The 16,869-nt window shown below is 49.4% G+C and carries 13 protein-coding genes; 8 read left to right on the top strand and 5 right to left on the bottom strand.

Annotated features, from left to right (window positions below; all coding sequences use genetic code 11):
• Positions 1 to 22: 22 nt before the first annotated feature.
• Together miaE and rraB are read right to left on the bottom strand one after the other, a co-directional pair.
• Entirely contained in the window at positions 23 to 784 is a 762-nt protein-coding gene (gene miaE / locus OH773_RS02585) for a tRNA isopentenyl-2-thiomethyl-A-37 hydroxylase MiaE (RefSeq protein ID WP_270142722.1), read from the bottom strand.
• Positions 785 to 841: 57 nt separating this feature from the next.
• A complete protein-coding gene (gene rraB / locus OH773_RS02580) occupies positions 842 to 1,267 on the bottom strand; it encodes a ribonuclease E inhibitor RraB (RefSeq protein WP_270142720.1) in 426 nt (141 codons plus the stop codon).
• Between the two features lie 164 nt (positions 1,268 to 1,431).
• Between rraB and argF the strand changes: the two genes are divergently transcribed.
• Positions 1,432 to 2,439 (top strand): ornithine carbamoyltransferase, encoded by a 1,008-nt coding sequence (gene argF, locus OH773_RS02575; protein WP_270142718.1) that lies wholly within the window; start codon positions 1,432 to 1,434, stop codon positions 2,437 to 2,439.
• Between the two features lie 45 nt (positions 2,440 to 2,484).
• Here the strand turns inward: argF and OH773_RS02570 are convergent, their stop codons facing one another.
• Positions 2,485 to 2,937, bottom strand: a complete 453-nt coding sequence (locus tag OH773_RS02570) for a YhcH/YjgK/YiaL family protein (protein WP_270142716.1) — start codon at positions 2,935 to 2,937, stop codon at positions 2,485 to 2,487.
• Positions 2,938 to 3,604: 667 nt separating this feature from the next.
• Here OH773_RS02570 and speFL point away from each other — a divergent pair.
• From speFL to ridA, 6 genes are all read left to right on the top strand, one after another.
• Positions 3,605 to 3,709 (top strand): leader peptide SpeFL, encoded by a 105-nt coding sequence (speFL, locus tag OH773_RS02565; RefSeq protein ID WP_121814831.1) that lies wholly within the window; start codon positions 3,605 to 3,607, stop codon positions 3,707 to 3,709.
• Positions 3,710 to 4,032: 323 nt separating this feature from the next.
• Positions 4,033 to 6,195, top strand: coding sequence for an ornithine decarboxylase SpeF (speF, locus tag OH773_RS02560; RefSeq protein ID WP_183270759.1), 2,163 nt, complete (start codon positions 4,033 to 4,035; stop codon positions 6,193 to 6,195).
• Between the two features lie 242 nt (positions 6,196 to 6,437).
• Positions 6,438 to 7,760 (top strand): putrescine-ornithine antiporter, encoded by a 1,323-nt coding sequence (gene potE, locus OH773_RS02555; RefSeq protein ID WP_270142712.1) that lies wholly within the window; start codon positions 6,438 to 6,440, stop codon positions 7,758 to 7,760.
• A gap of 285 nt (positions 7,761 to 8,045) precedes the next feature.
• Complete coding sequence (pyrB, locus tag OH773_RS02550; RefSeq protein WP_270142709.1) at positions 8,046 to 8,978, top strand: aspartate carbamoyltransferase; 933 nt, start codon at positions 8,046 to 8,048, stop codon at positions 8,976 to 8,978.
• Between the two features lie 17 nt (positions 8,979 to 8,995).
• Complete coding sequence (gene pyrI, locus OH773_RS02545; RefSeq protein WP_183270762.1) at positions 8,996 to 9,457, top strand: aspartate carbamoyltransferase regulatory subunit; 462 nt, start codon at positions 8,996 to 8,998, stop codon at positions 9,455 to 9,457.
• Between the two features lie 68 nt (positions 9,458 to 9,525).
• Positions 9,526 to 9,915: a 2-iminobutanoate/2-iminopropanoate deaminase gene (gene ridA / locus OH773_RS02540; protein WP_270142706.1), complete on the top strand. Its 390-nt coding sequence runs from the start codon at positions 9,526 to 9,528 to the stop codon at positions 9,913 to 9,915.
• A gap of 54 nt (positions 9,916 to 9,969) precedes the next feature.
• Here ridA and OH773_RS02535 read toward each other — a convergent pair whose 3' ends face one another.
• Together OH773_RS02535 and mgtA are read right to left on the bottom strand one after the other, a co-directional pair.
• On the bottom strand, positions 9,970 to 12,360 hold the full coding sequence (locus tag OH773_RS02535; RefSeq protein ID WP_270142704.1) for a beta-N-acetylhexosaminidase: 2,391 nt from the start codon (positions 12,358 to 12,360) through the stop codon (positions 9,970 to 9,972).
• 248 nt (positions 12,361 to 12,608) lie between these two features.
• Positions 12,609 to 15,320 carry a magnesium-translocating P-type ATPase gene (gene mgtA, locus OH773_RS02530; protein WP_270145650.1) on the bottom strand — a complete coding sequence of 904 codons (2,712 nt, stop codon included), beginning with the start codon at positions 15,318 to 15,320 and terminating at the stop codon, positions 12,609 to 12,611.
• A 526-nt stretch (positions 15,321 to 15,846) separates the two neighbouring features.
• On the opposite strand from mgtA, the gene treR reads away from it, so the two are divergent.
• Positions 15,847 to 16,794, top strand: a complete 948-nt coding sequence (treR, locus tag OH773_RS02525) for a trehalose operon repressor TreR (RefSeq protein ID WP_270142702.1) — start codon at positions 15,847 to 15,849, stop codon at positions 16,792 to 16,794.
• The last annotated feature ends 75 nt before the right edge of the window (positions 16,795 to 16,869 follow it).

The following is a 16,869-nucleotide window of genomic DNA, read 5'->3' as shown; positions in this document are numbered from 1 at the left end:
CCAAAGCTTTTGCTTTGGCGCTTTACACGGCAGGCACGCCACTGTGAAAACGAAATTCGCTATCCGGACTGCTGATTAATGCCGCTTCAACTTCACCGAAGAAACGCACTCGGTCAGTGATATCTCTACCGGCGATCGTTTCCGCTAAAGCTAAATAGTCCTGATAATGACGGGCTTCTGAACGCAGCAGCGACAAATAGAACTTCTGTAGCTCATCATCCAGATGCGGCGCGAGTGCGGCAAAACGCTCACATGAACGCGCCTCGATATACGCACCACAAATCAATTTATCCACCAACATCACCGGCTCGTGGGTCCGCGTTTCGCTCAGCAGCGCTTTGGCATAGCGGCTGGCGGTGATTTTCACATAGGGAATGTTGCGGGCGAGCATAATCTCGCGAACCTGCCAAAAGTGGTGCAGTTCCTCTTTAATCAACAAGACCATGCTGTCGATAAGTTGCTGGCCCCAGTCACTTTCCGTTTTTGGCATCACGCTTTTGCTCAGACTTTTATGCAGCGCGACAAAATCCGGTGATCTACCTTCTCGGAAGGTGAAATCTTCGTAGGGTTTAAGCCAGTCGAGTAACGCCTGGGCACTATTTTTATCCGCGACATATCTACGAATGAAAAACATAGCCGTTTGCGCCGCTTTGAGTTCGCACACCAGATGATCCGTCAGCAACAGTGGCAAATGCTCTGGCTGTCGGGCTTTTTCAATCCAGGCGCCGGGCGTTGGGCAATGCAGGAAATTAAGTACCGGAGAGAGAAGTTGTGGGTAATTCATAATTGGTCGTTATTGATCCTTGATATGCAGCGGCATTGCACCGCTGCATAAAAGAGATTAGTGGCGTACGCCGTCGTCGTCTTCATCGACGATATCGTCGTCACCTTCTTCGTCACCCTCTTCACCGTTCGGGTCTTCGAAGTAAGTGCCCCAACCGTCATAGTCCACACCGAATTTCTCGGCGAGGTTCAGCAGTTGTTCAACTTGTTCGTCCAGCAGCTCGGCTTTCAGCGCACATTCGCTCAGCACGTCACAGCAGATAACCGTGTCACCTTCTTCCACTTCCAGCTCTTCTGGGTCAGTGACTTCGTAACCCATTTTGAATGCTTCAACAGCGGCTTTTTCAAGAGTTTCGAAATCGTCTGCGGAAAGGTGATGCTCGATAGTGTACAGCGCGTCAGGGTCGCTGCCGTCTTCCAATAATTCTTCAATAATCAAACGCGTCTCTTCGCGTTGCTCTTCCAGCAGTTCTGGATTTGCCATGGCCCTTTCCTCAATTTTGTAGACAGATACTTCTATTTTCACACACGGCTGAGTTTGCCTCCACCTTTCCCGATAAAGATTTTACTTTCGGGGTTGCAAATGAATATCTATACATATAAATTGAATTTGTATTCAATTGTCGGCTTATGCCATGAGAGGAAAATATGAGTCATTTCTATCAAAAGCATTTTCTAAAATTATTGGATTTCACCCCTGCACAACTTAAAGAATTACTCGCCCTGTCTGCCAAACTGAAAAACGATAAGAAGAAAGGCACTGAAATTCAGCATCTTACTGGTAAGAATATTGCGCTCATCTTCGAAAAAGACTCGACTCGTACGAGGTGCTCTTTCGAAGTTGCCGCATATGACCAGGGGGCGCGAGTTACTTATCTCGGTCCAAGCGGAAGCCAAATTGGGCATAAAGAATCAATTAAGGATACTGCTCGCGTATTAGGCCGGATGTACGACGGCATTCAGTATCGTGGGTTTGGCCAGGAAATCGTTGAAACCCTGGCGCAGTATGCTGGTGTCCCCGTCTGGAACGGACTGACCAATGAATTCCACCCGACACAATTACTGGCGGATTTGCTGACCATGCAAGAGCAACTGCCAGGCAAAACATTCCAGGAGATGACGCTGGTTTATGCTGGCGATGCGCGTAATAACATGGGCAATTCGATGCTGGAAGCTGCCGCGTTGACGGGGTTGAATTTGCGCCTGGTCGCGCCGAAGGCCTGTTGGCCGGATGAAAAACTGGTCACAGAATGCCAGGCTCTTGCCGCGCACAACGGTGGGAATATTACCCTGACAGAAGATATAGCTGCGGGTGTCAAAGGTGCCGACTTCATTTATACCGATGTGTGGGTGTCGATGGGCGAGCCTAAAGAGATTTGGGCGGAGCGTATCAATCTGCTACGTGATTATCAGGTCAATAGCGCCATGCTGGCACTGACCGGCAACCCTGAGGTGAAATTCCTCCACTGTCTGCCAGCATTCCACGACGACCAAACGACTATGGGCAAAAAAATGGCGGAACAGTATGGTCTGCACGGTGGCATGGAAGTGACAGACGAGGTGTTTGAATCACCGAACAGCGTTGTTTTTGATCAGGCTGAAAACCGCATGCATACCATTAAAGCTGTGATGGTTGCGACTTTGGGACAGAGTTGAGATGTTAATTGTCGGGTGACGCTGCGCCACCCGACATCCGAAGGACTATTCTACCAACATTTTCACGACAACCTTACGCACCGGCGCAGGTTTGCCCACCGCACACAATGGCTTGTGAACTTCGCCTGGATAAAACACCACGAAATCCCCTTCATTTAAGATGACCGTCTTTTCCTGCACGCCTTCTGGCAGGAAGGCGATGTCTTTCTCCGCCAACCAGTCAGTCTCTGGCGTGCCCGCAGGCAGACAGCTAAACGTCATCCCTTCCAGGCCTCGCATCACAATCTGGATATCCAGATAGCGCTGGTGGAATTCCGCTGGACGATCTTCGATTGGCTGTGTTGAATCTTCAGAAACCAGCATAAACAGGCGATTGCCGTCGATATCATGCTTCCCAAGTGGCGTTTCTGGGGTGATGTGTTGTTTAACGTGCTCAATCGCCAGACGCAGCTCTTCCGGCAGCCAGGATTGCAAAGAGTGGATGTTGCCAATAATCATGATCGATACCTTATTTTTGAAACGATGTTTTATTATTGTATTTATACGAGCATTCCACTTCTGCCGCTACGAATTTTTTATGAAAATCTGCTCTGCATCCTAAAAATGGTCGTAGCTTCGGGGTTGCTCAATTCGGCTGTTCTTTTTTATGCGGAATTTGTCATTTTTTACTGTTTTCACAGCAAATCGTTAAGAGACGAAACCAAGAAAAACAGCAGATAAAAACCAGATAACGATCAACAACCAGAGATATGCTTCATAAAATAAACTCAATACAGCATCAATTGCTAACATAATTACAATGAATAAAAATGCACTATCACATAGTTTAAATGAATGGTTATGAGTTATTGAAAAAAACCACTATCGATACAAATAATTAACATATCCCACCCATTTTGTTATCAACACGGTGAGGTTACATGCCTCATTTTCAAGAACTGGCACTGTGTTCCTGATGGCTGGTGATAATTTCGTTTATATTCTTCTTTCCTGAGATAATTACTTTACATTTCAACAACCAGGATAAACGATATTTTATTCATTTAACTTAAATGAAAACAATGTTTTATTTTGGACTTAAAAATATTTAGTGACCAATGTCACGGTTTTATATATTCCTCTGATTACAATAGCCTCGATTTCCCACCATATAAGGAAATAGAAAATGGAAAACAATAATAAGTCCATGCCCCACATTCGACGGGTTACACATATTATGATGCTCATCCACCGTAGCTGTTTTGATTTTCATCTTTTCAACTCTAAGTAAACTCCCCACACGGCATCTGCTTATGCGGATACTCGTGCCTGCTGGTCACTGAACAATTGAAATCTCAGTAACGTGCTGAATAGCATGTTGTTACCTGTCATTTCATGTGCAGCGCCCGACTATCCAAATTAGCATTTAAGCCAATCCGGTGAATCAATCACCTGGCATTTATTGGTTCATTTCAGTAATTCAATAATAAGAATTATTGCGGGGAACTATTGCCTTAAAAAAAATAATAAGCATCGGGCTCCCTTGAGGGAATATCTGACGGCCATGCTATACCCAAATTTTACTTACTCAGAATACAAGAGACAAAAATCAAAATGGAAAAATTAAAAATAGCAGTGAGTACCAACACGACAGAATGCTTTAACACCGAGCGCGAAACTGTCGATATAACGAATACTAATTTTACTGATGTGTCAGCTGCCGTTATTTCCGTTAAAGATGCGACATCGGGTATGTTGAATACCATTGAACAAACGGGTTTCGGTATTCCAATCTTTGTCGCGGTTTGCTGCGAAGAAGAGCTGCCAGCAGAAGTGTTGCCTCGCGTCACTGGCGTGTTTGAACTGTGCGATGGAAATGTTGATTTCTACGGCAAACAACTTGAAGCCGCTGCGGTTAAGTATGAGAAAGAAGTTCTGCCACCGTTCTTCGGCAGCCTGGTGGACTATGTGCAGCAGGGTAATGCCGCCTTCGACTGCCCAGGACACCAGGGTGGACAATTCTTCCGTCGTCACCCAGCCGGACGCCAATTCTTTGATTACTTTGGCGAAACGTTATTCCGCTCTGACCTTTGTAATGCTGACGTCTCAATGGGTGATTTGCTGATCCACGAAGGCGCTCCGTGTACTGCTCAGATGCATGCGGCGAAAGTGTTTAACGCAGATAAAACCTACTTCGTATTAAACGGGACTTCATCTTCTAACAAAGTGGTATTGAACGCCTTGTTAGCACCGGGCGACCTGGTGCTGTTTGACCGTAATAACCATAAATCCAACCACCACGGTGCATTGATTCAAGCTGGCGCGACACCTGTCTATCTGGAAACAGCACGTAACCCGTTCGGTTTTATCGGCGGTATCGATGCCCACTGCTTTGAAGAAAAATATCTCCGTGATTTAGTTCGTGAAGTTGCGCCAAATCGTAGCGCTGAAAAGCGTCCGTTCCGTCTGGCAGTGATTCAACTGGGCACCTACGACGGTACAATTTATAACGCGCGTCAGGTTGTCGATAAGATTGGTCATCTGTGCGACTACATCCTGTTTGACTCCGCATGGGTGGGTTACGAGCAATTCATTCCGATGATGAATGACTGTTCACCTCTGTTGCTTGAACTGAATGAAAATGATCCTGGTATCCTGGTCACACAGTCAGTACATAAACAGCAGGCGGGCTTCTCTCAGACTTCGCAAATCCATAAAAAAGATAAACACATTAAAGGCCAATCTCGCTATGTAAATCATAAACGTATGAACAATGCGTTTATGATGCATGCTTCCACCAGCCCGTTCTATCCGCTGTTTGCGGCCCTTGACGTTAACGCCAAAATGCATGAAGGCGAAAGCGGTAAGCGCATGTGGATGGACTGCGTAAAAGTGGGAATTGAAACCCGTAAGTTGCTGTTAAAACTCTGCAAACATATCCGTCCGTTCGTGCCGGAAACCATCGATGGTCGTAAGTGGGAAGATTTTGATACTGAAACCATGGCGAATGACCTGCGTTTCTTCAACTTCATCCCAGGTGAACGCTGGCACTCATTTGATAATTACGCAGAACATCAATACTTCGTTGACCCATGCAAACTGATGCTGACCACACCGGGTATCAATGTTCAGACCGGTGAATATGACAGCTTCGGTGTGCCAGCGACTATCCTCGCCAACTTCCTGCGTGAGAACGGCATCGTACCGGAGAAATGTGACCTCAACTCCATTCTGTTCCTGATGACGCCTGCCGAAGACATGGCGAAGATGCAGCATCTTGTTGCTCAAATCGCTCGTTTTGAACGCTTGATCGAAGAAGATGCTCCGTTATCTGAAGTGCTTCCATCTATCTACAAAACCTACGAAGAACGTTACGAAGGCTACACCATCCGTCAGCTGTGTCAGGAAATGCATGACTTGTACGTCAGCCATAACGTGAAGCAGTTGCAAAAAGAGATGTTCCGTAAAGATCACTTCCCGAAAGTGGTGATGAACCCTCAAGAGGCAAACATTGAGTTTGTACGCGGTAACGTTGAATTAGTGGCGTTATCTCAGGTTGAAGGTCGTATCGCTGCTGAAGGTGCCCTGCCATATCCTCCGGGTGTTTTATGTGTTGTTCCGGGCGAGATCTGGGGCGGCTCTGTGCAGCGTTATTTCCTGGCACTGGAAGAAGGGATCAATCTGTTACCAGGCTTTGCGCCTGAATTACAGGGTGTCTATATCAAGCAGGATGACGATCGTAAAAAACGCGCTTATGGCTATGTTATTAAACAATAAATCTGAAGTCAGCAAACGTCAGGGTTACTGGCAAAAACTGATTTTTCCATAAAAAGAAACAGTGAAGAACCGTGATGTGCGGTTCTTCACATCCTAAGTTTATATACCCAAAATAATTCGAGTTGCATTGAGGCGGCAAGAGAATGAATCCCGATGAGCTTACAAAAGTAAGTGATTTGGGTGAGTGAACGCAGCCAACAAAGATGCAACTTGAAGTATGAAGGGTAAAAAGGAAACAGATTATGAGTAAGTCTAAGGGCAACAACAAAATGGGTGTGGTTCAGCTCACCATTTTGACCGCGGTAAACATGATGGGCTCAGGGATCATCATGTTGCCAACCAAATTAGCGGAAGTGGGTACACTTTCCATCGTTTCGTGGTTAGTCACAGCATTGGGCTCTATGGCCCTGGCTTACGCATTTGCTAAATGTGGGATGTTCAGCCGCAAATCAGGTGGTATGGGCGGTTATGCAGAATATGCCTTCGGCAAATCTGGCAACTTTATGGCGAACTACACCTACGGGGTTTCTCTGCTCATTGCGAACGTTGCGATTGCAATTTCCGCAGTGGGTTACGGTACAGAATTGTTGAATGCCACGTTATCGCCAATCGGGATTTGTATCGCAACAATCGCAGTGTTGTGGCTGGCGACAGTTGCAAACTTCGGCGGTGCACGCATTACCGGGCGCATTAGCGGCGTAACGGTATGGGGTGTGATTATTCCTGTCGTGGGCATTTCAATCATTGGTTGGTTCTGGTTCAGTCCAACGATGTATGTTGAGTCATGGAACCCGCATCATCTTCCAGTCTTTGAAGCCGTCGGTTCTTCTATCGCCATGACGCTGTGGGCATTCTTAGGTTTAGAATCTGCCTGTGCGAACACAGATGTTGTTGAAAACCCAGAGCGTAACGTGCCTATCGCCGTATTAGGCGGGACACTGGGTGCTGCGGTTATCTATATTGTTTCCACTAACGTTATCGCCGGTATCGTTCCAAACATGGATCTGGCCAATTCAACCGCGCCGTTTGGTTTAGCCTTTGCTCAGATGTTTACCCCAACAGTGGGTAAAATCATCATGGCATTGATGATTATGTCCTGCGTAGGTTCGCTGTTGGGCTGGCAGTTCACAATTGCTCAGGTATTTAAATCTTCTGCTGACGAAGGTTATTTCCCGAAAGTTTTCTCTAAACTGACCAAAGCCGAAGCGCCAGTAAAAGGCATGATCGTTATCGTTATCATCCAGTCGGTGCTGTCTTTGATGACCATCAGTCCATCACTGAACAAACAGTTCAACGTGTTGGTTAACCTGGCGGTTGTGACCAATATTATCCCTTACATCCTGTCGATGGCGGCGTTAGTCATCATCCAGAAAGTGGCGAAAGTGGATCCGAGTAAAGCGCGTCTGGCCAACATCTTTGCGTTTATTGGCGCAATGTATAGTTTCTACGCGCTGTATTCATCCGGTGAAGAAGCGATGATGTATGGTGCCATCGTGACCTTCCTGGGTTGGACGCTGTATGGTCTGATCTCTCCACGTTTCGAACTGCGTGAGAAGAAAGTCTGATTAAGCCAATCAAAGGGGATATTCGAAATGTGGATGTCCCCACTGCAACCGATTGCTAATGGCGAAAATATGTGAATTATTCGCTTGAAGTGTCCTCTTACACGCGTATAATGCGCCACAATTTGCCGGGAGGAAGCATGGTCCAGTGTGTTCAAAAAATTGCCACACCACGTCGTCTGAAAGACGGCGCTAACCTGTTTTTCTTTCCGTTGCTTCAATCAATTCCAAAGGCCCCTCGTTGAGGGGCCTTTTTTTTTGCCCGACGCCCGAGAACAGGAGATAACCATGGCTAACCCCCTATATCAAAAACATATCATTTCCATAAACGATCTCAGTCGTGAAGAGCTTGAACTGGTGCTCTCAACTGCGGCAAAACTGAAAGCCAAACCGCAGCCGGAGCTGTTAAAACATATCGTGGTTGCCAGCTGTTTCTTTGAAGCATCAACGCGTACACGCCTCTCTTTTGAAACCGCTATTCACCGCCTGGGCGCGTCAGTGGTCGGGTTCTCAGACAGCAGCAATACGTCACTGGGTAAAAAAGGCGAAACCCTGGCCGATACCATTTCGGTCATCAGCACTTACGTTGACGCCATCGTCATGCGCCATCCGCAAGAAGGGGCGGCGCGCCTGGCCACTGAATTCTCAGGCAATGTACCGGTGCTGAATGCGGGTGACGGTGCCAACCAGCATCCGACTCAAACGCTGTTGGATATGTTTACCATCCAGGAAACGCAGGGGCGTCTGGAAAACCTGAATATCGCGATGGTTGGTGACCTGAAATATGGCCGCACCGTGCACTCCCTGGCGCAGGCACTGGCGAAATTTGAAGGCAACCGCTTCTACTTCATCGCACCTAATGCGCTGGCGATGCCGAAGTACATTCTCGATATGCTGGATGAAAAAGGTATTGCCTGGAGCTGCCACGAAGCTATCGACGATGTGGTTGCCGACCTGGATATTCTGTACATGACGCGCGTACAGAAAGAGCGCCTTGACCCGTCGGAATACGCCAACGTGAAGGCGCAGTTTGTTCTGCGTGCTGCCGATCTCGTTGATGCGCGCGAAAATATGAAAGTCCTGCACCCGCTGCCACGCGTTGATGAAATCACCACGGATGTCGACAAAACGTCTCACGCCTGGTATTTCCAGCAAGCAGGCAACGGTATCTATGCTCGCCAGGCACTACTGGCGTTAGTTTTGAATCCTGAACTGGTTTGAGTAAGAGGAAGATTAAGATGACACACGACAACAAATTACAAGTTGAAGCGATTAAACGCGGTACGGTTATCGATCATATTCCTGCTCAGGTGGGCTTTAAGCTGCTGACCCTGTTCCAGTTAACGGAAACCGAACAGCGCATTACTATCGGCCTGAACTTGCCGTCACGCGAACAAGGTCGTAAAGATCTGATCAAAATCGAAAATACCTTCCTGACCGACGAGCAAGTTAACCAGTTGGCGCTGTATGCACCGCACGCAACCGTAAACCGTATTGATGAATATGAAGTGGTCGGCAAAAGCAAACCGAGCCTGCCTTCGCGCATTGATAAAGTGCTGGTCTGCCCAAACACCAACTGCATCAGCCGCAGCGAACCTGTTCATTCTTCATTCGCAGTGAAAAAACGCGACGAAAGTATCAGCCTCAAATGCAAATATTGTGAGAAGGAGTTCGCACATTACGTTGTGCTGGCTGATTAATCATTGCCGGGATAGTTCTCGTCCTTATAATGGACGGGAGCTTTTGTCACTTCTTATAAGGATTGAAAATGTCTTCTCGTACTATCAGCACCGAAAACGCACCAGCAGCTATCGGCCCATATGTTCAGGGTGTAGATCTTGGCAGCATGATTATCACGTCTGGTCAGATCCCTGTTAACCCGAAAACAGGTAGCGTGCCAGAAGATGTCGCTGCACAAGCGCGTCAGTCACTGGAAAATGTGCAAGCCATCGTTGAAGCGGCTGGCCTGAAAGTGGGCGATATCGTTAAAACGACCGTTTTCGTGAAAGACCTGAATGACTTCGCAACCGTCAATGCGACTTACGAAGCCTTCTTTACTGAGCACAAAGCAACTTTCCCAGCGCGTTCTTGCGTAGAAGTCGCTCGTCTGCCAAAAGATGTGAAAATTGAAATCGAAGCGATTGCTATCCGCCGCTAACGATTAAGTTGTAGTGGCGGGTGAGTCAAACCTACCCGCCCTACAAAAATCAATTTACTTCACACACGCCCGCAAAAGTTTCTGCAACGGATAAACCGCCGCAATCACCACTTCATCCTGTGTTTGTGCTGCGTCATCGAGCTGTTTTTGAATCGCATGAGATTCGTCCGCACTCAACGTCCCCTGTTTCGCTACCAGATCCGTTAATCGCAGCCCCATGCCCGCCAGTTTATCGACATTCTCAGCCACCGGTTTTAATGCCTTGAGCTGATAATTCCCGTCGATAAGTTCCAGCACATCTGAGGTGTTACTCTGCCAGCGCGCAAAAGTATGGCGCAGAGAATCCGCGCTGTTACCGTCTTCCGGATCGGCGATGAGCTTATCGACCCACCGATCCAGCGCCCGCACCTGCGTACTTTCTGCACCTAACGCATCCGCAAAACGGTTTAGCGGTTCGAAGTGATGGTAATTTCCCGCCTGGAATTTCAGATGCTGGCGCGTGTAGTACTGCGCCGGTTCAACAGCCTGAGACAAAATTTGCAGCGGCATAATGTCCGGTGTGCCCGCAAGGCGCGTCAGCTGTTGAGTGGCCGCCGTGTGCTGCTGCAAACCAACAGATACGCTCGACCATGCGTCTATCGCCTGCAAACGCTGGTACATGTTATCGATGTCTTTCACATCTTCGGCCGACCAGAAACGTTCTGCCACCGCAAACGTGCGCGGCCACAGTTTGATATCCAGCAATGGCGATATCACGTTTTCTGCCCAGAGTGCCGCTTCACCACCGAGAATATTGGTCATCTGTTCAGGCGTTGGCACCACCGGCTGGATGCCATCCGGAATATTATCCAGTTTCTGTCCGGTGGCCGGATAACGCACGTTGCCCACCAGCAAATAACCGCTCAATTTATCGTTATCCAGAGTTAATACCGGACGCATTTCCCCCATCCAGGTATCAACGGTAAAGGTCACTTGAGTCGGGCTTAACCACTCAATATCACGCACTGCACGGCGGGATTTTCCTTTGAAGTCGATGAATCCACGCCAGGCCTTTTCGCTGTTCACCAGAGTAAAACTGCCTTCTACTGCTTTGCCTTTCAGACGCGGCATACTGAAGAACCAACTTTGAGCGCTATCCGCAGCGGTAATAGTATCGATGCCATTAAGCCCTTGCGGCAGGATCTCATTGCGATAGTGGTACGCGGTCGATTGCGGCTGATCCACGTAAAATCCGGTAGAGAGGATGCCTTTATAACCGTTCGCCGCAACCGTCCCTAAAGCGTCCTGCCCTTGCCAGGATTGGATCAGGATATTTTTCGGTAATTCCGGGTGATAAATCTCATCCCACCCCATCATCTGGCGATGATGTTTTTCGAGGATCTTTTCCAGTCGCTGGTTGAAGTAAGTCTGCAAGGCGTGGGTGTCACCCAGATTATGCTGCTTCATAAATGCCTGAATTTGGGGTGATGCTTTCCAGTGTTCGTCATCGACTTCATCACCACCAATGTGCAAATAGTTGTCCGGGAAAATAGCGGTCAGCTCACCAATTAATGTATCCACAAACTTATAGGCAGCGTCGTTGGTAGGATTAAGCAGCGGCTTTAACACACCCCAATGGCGCTCCATTTGGTAAGGTCCCGGCGCACTCATCAATTCTGGATACGCCACCGCAATAGCGGAAGCGTGGCCCGGCAAGTCCATTTCTGGCACCACGCGGATCCCCAGTGAAGTGGCATAGCGCACCACTTCTTTCATCTGCGCCTGGGTGTAAAAATCCCCGTCACTGGCCAGTTGCTGCAATTTTGGATACGCGGTGGAAGCAAAGCGCCAGCCCTGGTCGTCCGTCAAATGCCAGTGAAAGACGTTCATTTTGGCAGCTGCCATGCCATCTAACTGACGCAGAATATCTTTAACTGGCATGAAATGACGGGCGGAATCGACTAACAAACCACGCCACGGGAAACGCGGTTTATCCTTGATGGTCACAAACGGAATCGCGGTATTTTCCGGGCCATTCTGAATGAGCTGTAACAGGGTTTCCATGCCGCGCATGGCACCGAAACGCGTGTTTGCCGAGAGTTCTACCCCTTCTGCTGTAACGCTTAATTCGTAGCTTTCGTCGCTGTCGAGTTTGGGTAAAGAGGCAACGGCTGTTTTGATTTGGATATCAATGGTGGGTTTGTCAGGGTTGGCCTGAGCCGGTTGCAGTTGCCATCCGGTCTGTTGAGAAATTCGCTGACGCCAGCGCTCTGTGGCACCAGGCAGTTTATCGCCGCTAATTTTAATTGAAATGGCGTTATCAAGAACCAGCGATCCATCCGCCGCCGGGCGGTCAACTTGCTGCGGCCAGGGCATTAACGGCAGATCGCCTGCCGGTGCCGCCCAAGCCTGACAGGTTGCCGCAATACAACCAGCCAGCAAGCTCAAACGTATTGATTTAAACATGAATATTCCTTTAACAGTGACGGGCCAGAAAACAGCAAAACACTCTGGTAACACGCGTCGAAATATTCATCAAGACTATGGAAGGAAATGGCGAGATGCCGATCACATCTCGCAGGTATTAACTATACCCATTAGCATTCGAGTTGCAGGTAGGCGGCCAGGACGAGAATCCCCAGGAGCTTACTTGAGTAAGTGACTGGGGTGAGCGTCTGCAGCCAACACCCCTGCAGCTTGAAGGATGATGGGTATTACTGCCAGCCGTAACGACGGCTGAAGAACCCTTTCATGCACTGGGTGAGCGTCATGTATCCCGTAAGAATGGCGATAAGCCATGGGAAGTAGCTCAGCGGCAGCGCCTGAAGTTGCAGGTAGCTTGCCAGTGGTGTGAACGGCAGGCTAACTCCGACCACCATCACCACCAGCGTCATGATCATTAATGGCCACGCGGCACGGCTTTGAATGAACGGAATCCGACGGGTACGAATCATATGCACAATCAATGTTTGCGACAGCAGACCCACCACGAACCAACCGGTCTGGAACAGGGTTTGCATTTCCGGCACGTTAGCCTTGAACAACCACCACATGACGCAAAATGTCAGAATGTCGAAGATAGAACTGATTGGCCCGAAGAACACCATAAAGCGCCCTAAGTCCGCCGGGTTCCAGCGCTGCGGTTTCTTGATTTGCTCGTCATCGACGTTATCGAACGGAATCGCCACCTGGGAGACATCGTACAGCAGGTTCTGAATCAGTAAGTGCAGCGGCAGCATCGGAAGGAACGGCAGGAAGGCGCTGGCCACCAGCACGCTGAACACGTTACCGAAGTTAGAACTGGCGGTCATTTTGATGTATTTCAGCATGTTGGCGAAGGTTCTGCGCCCTTCAATCACGCCTTCTTCCAGCACCATCAGGCTTTTTTCCAGCAGGATGATATCGGCAGCCTCACGAGCAATATCCACCGCGCCATCCACTGAAATGCCAATGTCGGCCGCACGTAATGCCGGTGCGTCGTTGATGCCATCGCCCATAAAGCCCACTACATGCCCTTCTCCACGCAGCAGGCGCACAATGCGCTCTTTGTGCATAGGTGTTAGGCGGGCAAACAGTGTTGTGCGTAATGCCAGAGCGGCAAGGTCAACATCTGCCATATTCTCGATTTCGCTGCCGATGACAACTTCACCCACATCCAGCCCGACTTCGCGGCACACTTTCGCGGCGACCAGTTCGCTGTCACCGGTCAGGATCTTCACGGTGATCCCGCTTTCTTTTAGCGCTTTCAAGGCTGGTGCGGTGGTTTCTTTCGGTGGATCCAGGAACGCGATGTAACCTTCCAGAATCAGATCCGATTCATCGGCACGACCGTAATCTTCACATTTAGCAGGCAGGAATTTGGTGGCAACGGCCACCACACGCAAACCCTGGCGGTTCAGATCGTCGGTCACACGACGAATGCGCGCCAGCAGGGAATCGCTAAGCGGCACGATTTCATCACCGTAGCGAACTTGCGTACAAACATTGAGGATCTCCTGTAACGCGCCTTTGCAGATCAACTGGTGCACTTCCGGCTGCTCAGAGACCACCACCGACATGCGGCGGCGTTCAAAGTCGAAGGGGATCTCATCCACTTTCTGCCAGCGTGCTGCGGCGTTGCGCGCACTCTCTTCTTCAACGCCTTCCAGTACCGCCACATCCAGCAGGTTTTTCAGCCCGGTCTGGTAATGGCTGTTAAGCCACGCGGTATGCAAAACATGGTTGCTCACCGCACCAAGAATATCGGTGTGAGATTCCAGAACAATGCGGTCTTGCGTCAGCGTGCCGGTTTTATCGGTGCACAGAATATCCATCGCACCAAAGTTCTGAATCGCATCGAGGTGCTTGACGATCACTTTCTGTTTAGAGAGTTTTACCGCACCGCGAGCCAGCGTCGAGGTGACAATCATCGGCAACATTTCAGGCGTCAAACCCACCGCGACAGAGAGCGAGAACAGCGCCGCTTCCCACCAGTCACCTTTAGTGAAGCCATTAATCAGCAATACGATAGGCGTCATCACCAGCATGAAGCGGATAAGCACCCAGCTCACCCGGCTGATCCCTTTCTGGAAGGCATTCGGCTCGCTTTCTTGTTGAGTGACACGCCCGGCCAGTTGGCCAAACCAGGTGTTGCCACCCGTGGCGATAATCATCGCAAGCGCCGTACCACTCACGACGTTGGTGCCCATAAAGCACAACGTGTCGCATTCCAGCGGGTTGTTGTGCGACATATCACGGGCAACCGCGACCTTTTCAACCGGTAACGATTCGCCAGTCAGTGACGCCTGGCTAACGAAAAGATCGCGCGCCTGCAACACACGCAGATCCGCAGGGATCATGTCTCCTGCGGCAAGTTTAACGATATCGCCCGGCACCAGCTTATCGAGCGAGATTTCCACAAACGCATTTTCGCCGTTTTCATTAACCACACGCAGCACGGTCGCTGTGTTGCTGACCATCGCTTTTAAGGTATCCGCCGCTTTGGTGGAGCGCGCTTCCTGAACGAAGTTCAGCAAGGTCGCAATCACTACCATCAGTGCTATCACGCCTGCGGCAAAAAGATCCTCAGTCGAGTAGGAGAAAATGCCGAGAATAGTCAGTAAGAGATTGAAAGGATTTCGGTAGCACAGCCACAGATGAACCCACCAAGGCGACGCTTTCTGCGCCGGGATTTGATTCGGGCCATGACGTTCGGTAGCGCTTTCAACTTCCCGCGCATTCAGCCCTTCAGGATGGCTCTGGAAATCGCGATACAGTTGTTCGTCAGAAGCTGCGGCATATTTCAGGCAGGATTCGCTCAGAGAAGCGGGTATCTCTTGTGCCTGTGCAACGGTGTTGTCGTCCAGCATCAGGTCGCGTTGGATCAAGCGACGAGGCAGGTGGCGGCTAAGTTGTGCAAACAACTGCCGGGTCAGATTTTTTAACAGCATAGTAGCCCCTCGGCACCACAATATGCGGTACCTGGTGACATGCAGGCGCGGCTATTCCTTGCCTTGCAGGCCAATTTTATTTTTCAGCAGAGACATAATCGAAAGATCGTTATACCCAAAATAATTCGAGGTGCAGGAAGGCGGCAATTGAGCAAATCCCGATGAGCTTACTTAGGTAAGTGATTCGGGTTTGTGAGTGCAGCCAACGCTCCTGCGGCTTGAAGTATGATGGGTAGTGCCACTGCCTTACGCAATCCGGTAAGGCAGCCGCTTCAAAGAAGAGTGTCTTACCGGAGGGTTCCTGTCATTACAGGTTTTGGACTGGGATCAGGTTCCATGTCGCCTCCGGTTAAAGAATATGGGATGCTTTCATTACGCAACTGGGCACAATGAAAGTGCATATAGCTTACGCCTGTCTATCTAAACGTTACGTAAACCAGATTTTGTCCCTTTGTCGTTTGTTGGATGGCCTGACTTTGCTGTATAAATCACAAGCCGTTGAAAAAATGGAAAAACCAGAACAATGCAAAACCGTCTCACCATCAAAGACATCGCGCGTTTAAGCGGTGTGGGAAAATCTACTGTCTCGCGGGTTCTAAATAATGAAAGCGGGGTCAGCGCCCGCACACGTGAGCGCGTGGAAGCGGTGATGCAGCAAGAAGGTTTCTCCCCTTCCCGTTCGGCACGCGCCATGCGTGGGCAGAGCGATAAAGTCGTTGCCATTATCGTGACGCGTCTGGACTCGTTATCAGAAAACCTCGCGGTGCAAACCATGCTGCCGTCGCTCTACGAGCAAGGTTACGATCCGATCATGATGGAAAGTCAGTTTTCTCCAACAATGGTTGAAGAGCATTTGGGCGTATTGCAGCGTCGTAACATTGATGGCGTCATTTTGTTTGGTTTCACCGGTATCAACGAGAAAATGTTGCAGCCGTGGCAGTCAACACTGGTTCTGATGGCCCGGGACGCGAAAGGGTTTGCCTCTGTGTGTTATGACGATGAGGGGGCCATCAATATTTTAATGGCACATCTTTATGAACAAGGGCATCGTCAGATAAGTTTCCTCGGTGTTCCCCATAGTGATGTCACCACCGGTTACCGTCGCCATCAGGCCTATCTTGCCTTCTGCAACACCCACCAGCTGACGCCTGAGTTTGTGCTGCCAGGTCTGGCAATGAAACAAGGCTATGATCATGTTGAGGAAGTGCTGACACCCGCCACCACTGCCCTGGTGTGCGCCACCGATACCCTCGCTTTGGGTGCCAGTAAATATCTGCAAGAACATCAACATACCGGCCTGCAATTGGCGAGCGTCGGCAGCACACCGCTGATGAAATTCCTCCATCCAGAGATTATCACCGTTGATCCGGGCTACGCCGAAGCGGGTCGTCAGGCTGCAAGGCAGTTGATCGGCCAAATCACTCAAACGTGCGATCTCCGGCAGATCGTTATCCCTGGATCGTTGCAGTAATCCCCTTCGTTTACGGTTTATTGTGATCGTCGCCCTGTTTCGGGAACGTTCCCATTTTAGAAGAAAAGATTAAAA

This window comes from Buttiauxella sp. WJP83, assembly GCF_027594725.1.
Lineage (GTDB): Bacteria > Pseudomonadota > Gammaproteobacteria > Enterobacterales > Enterobacteriaceae > Buttiauxella > Buttiauxella selenatireducens.
The sequence above is the reverse complement of the archived record's forward strand: the minus strand, read 5'-3'. Positions and strand labels throughout refer to the sequence as shown.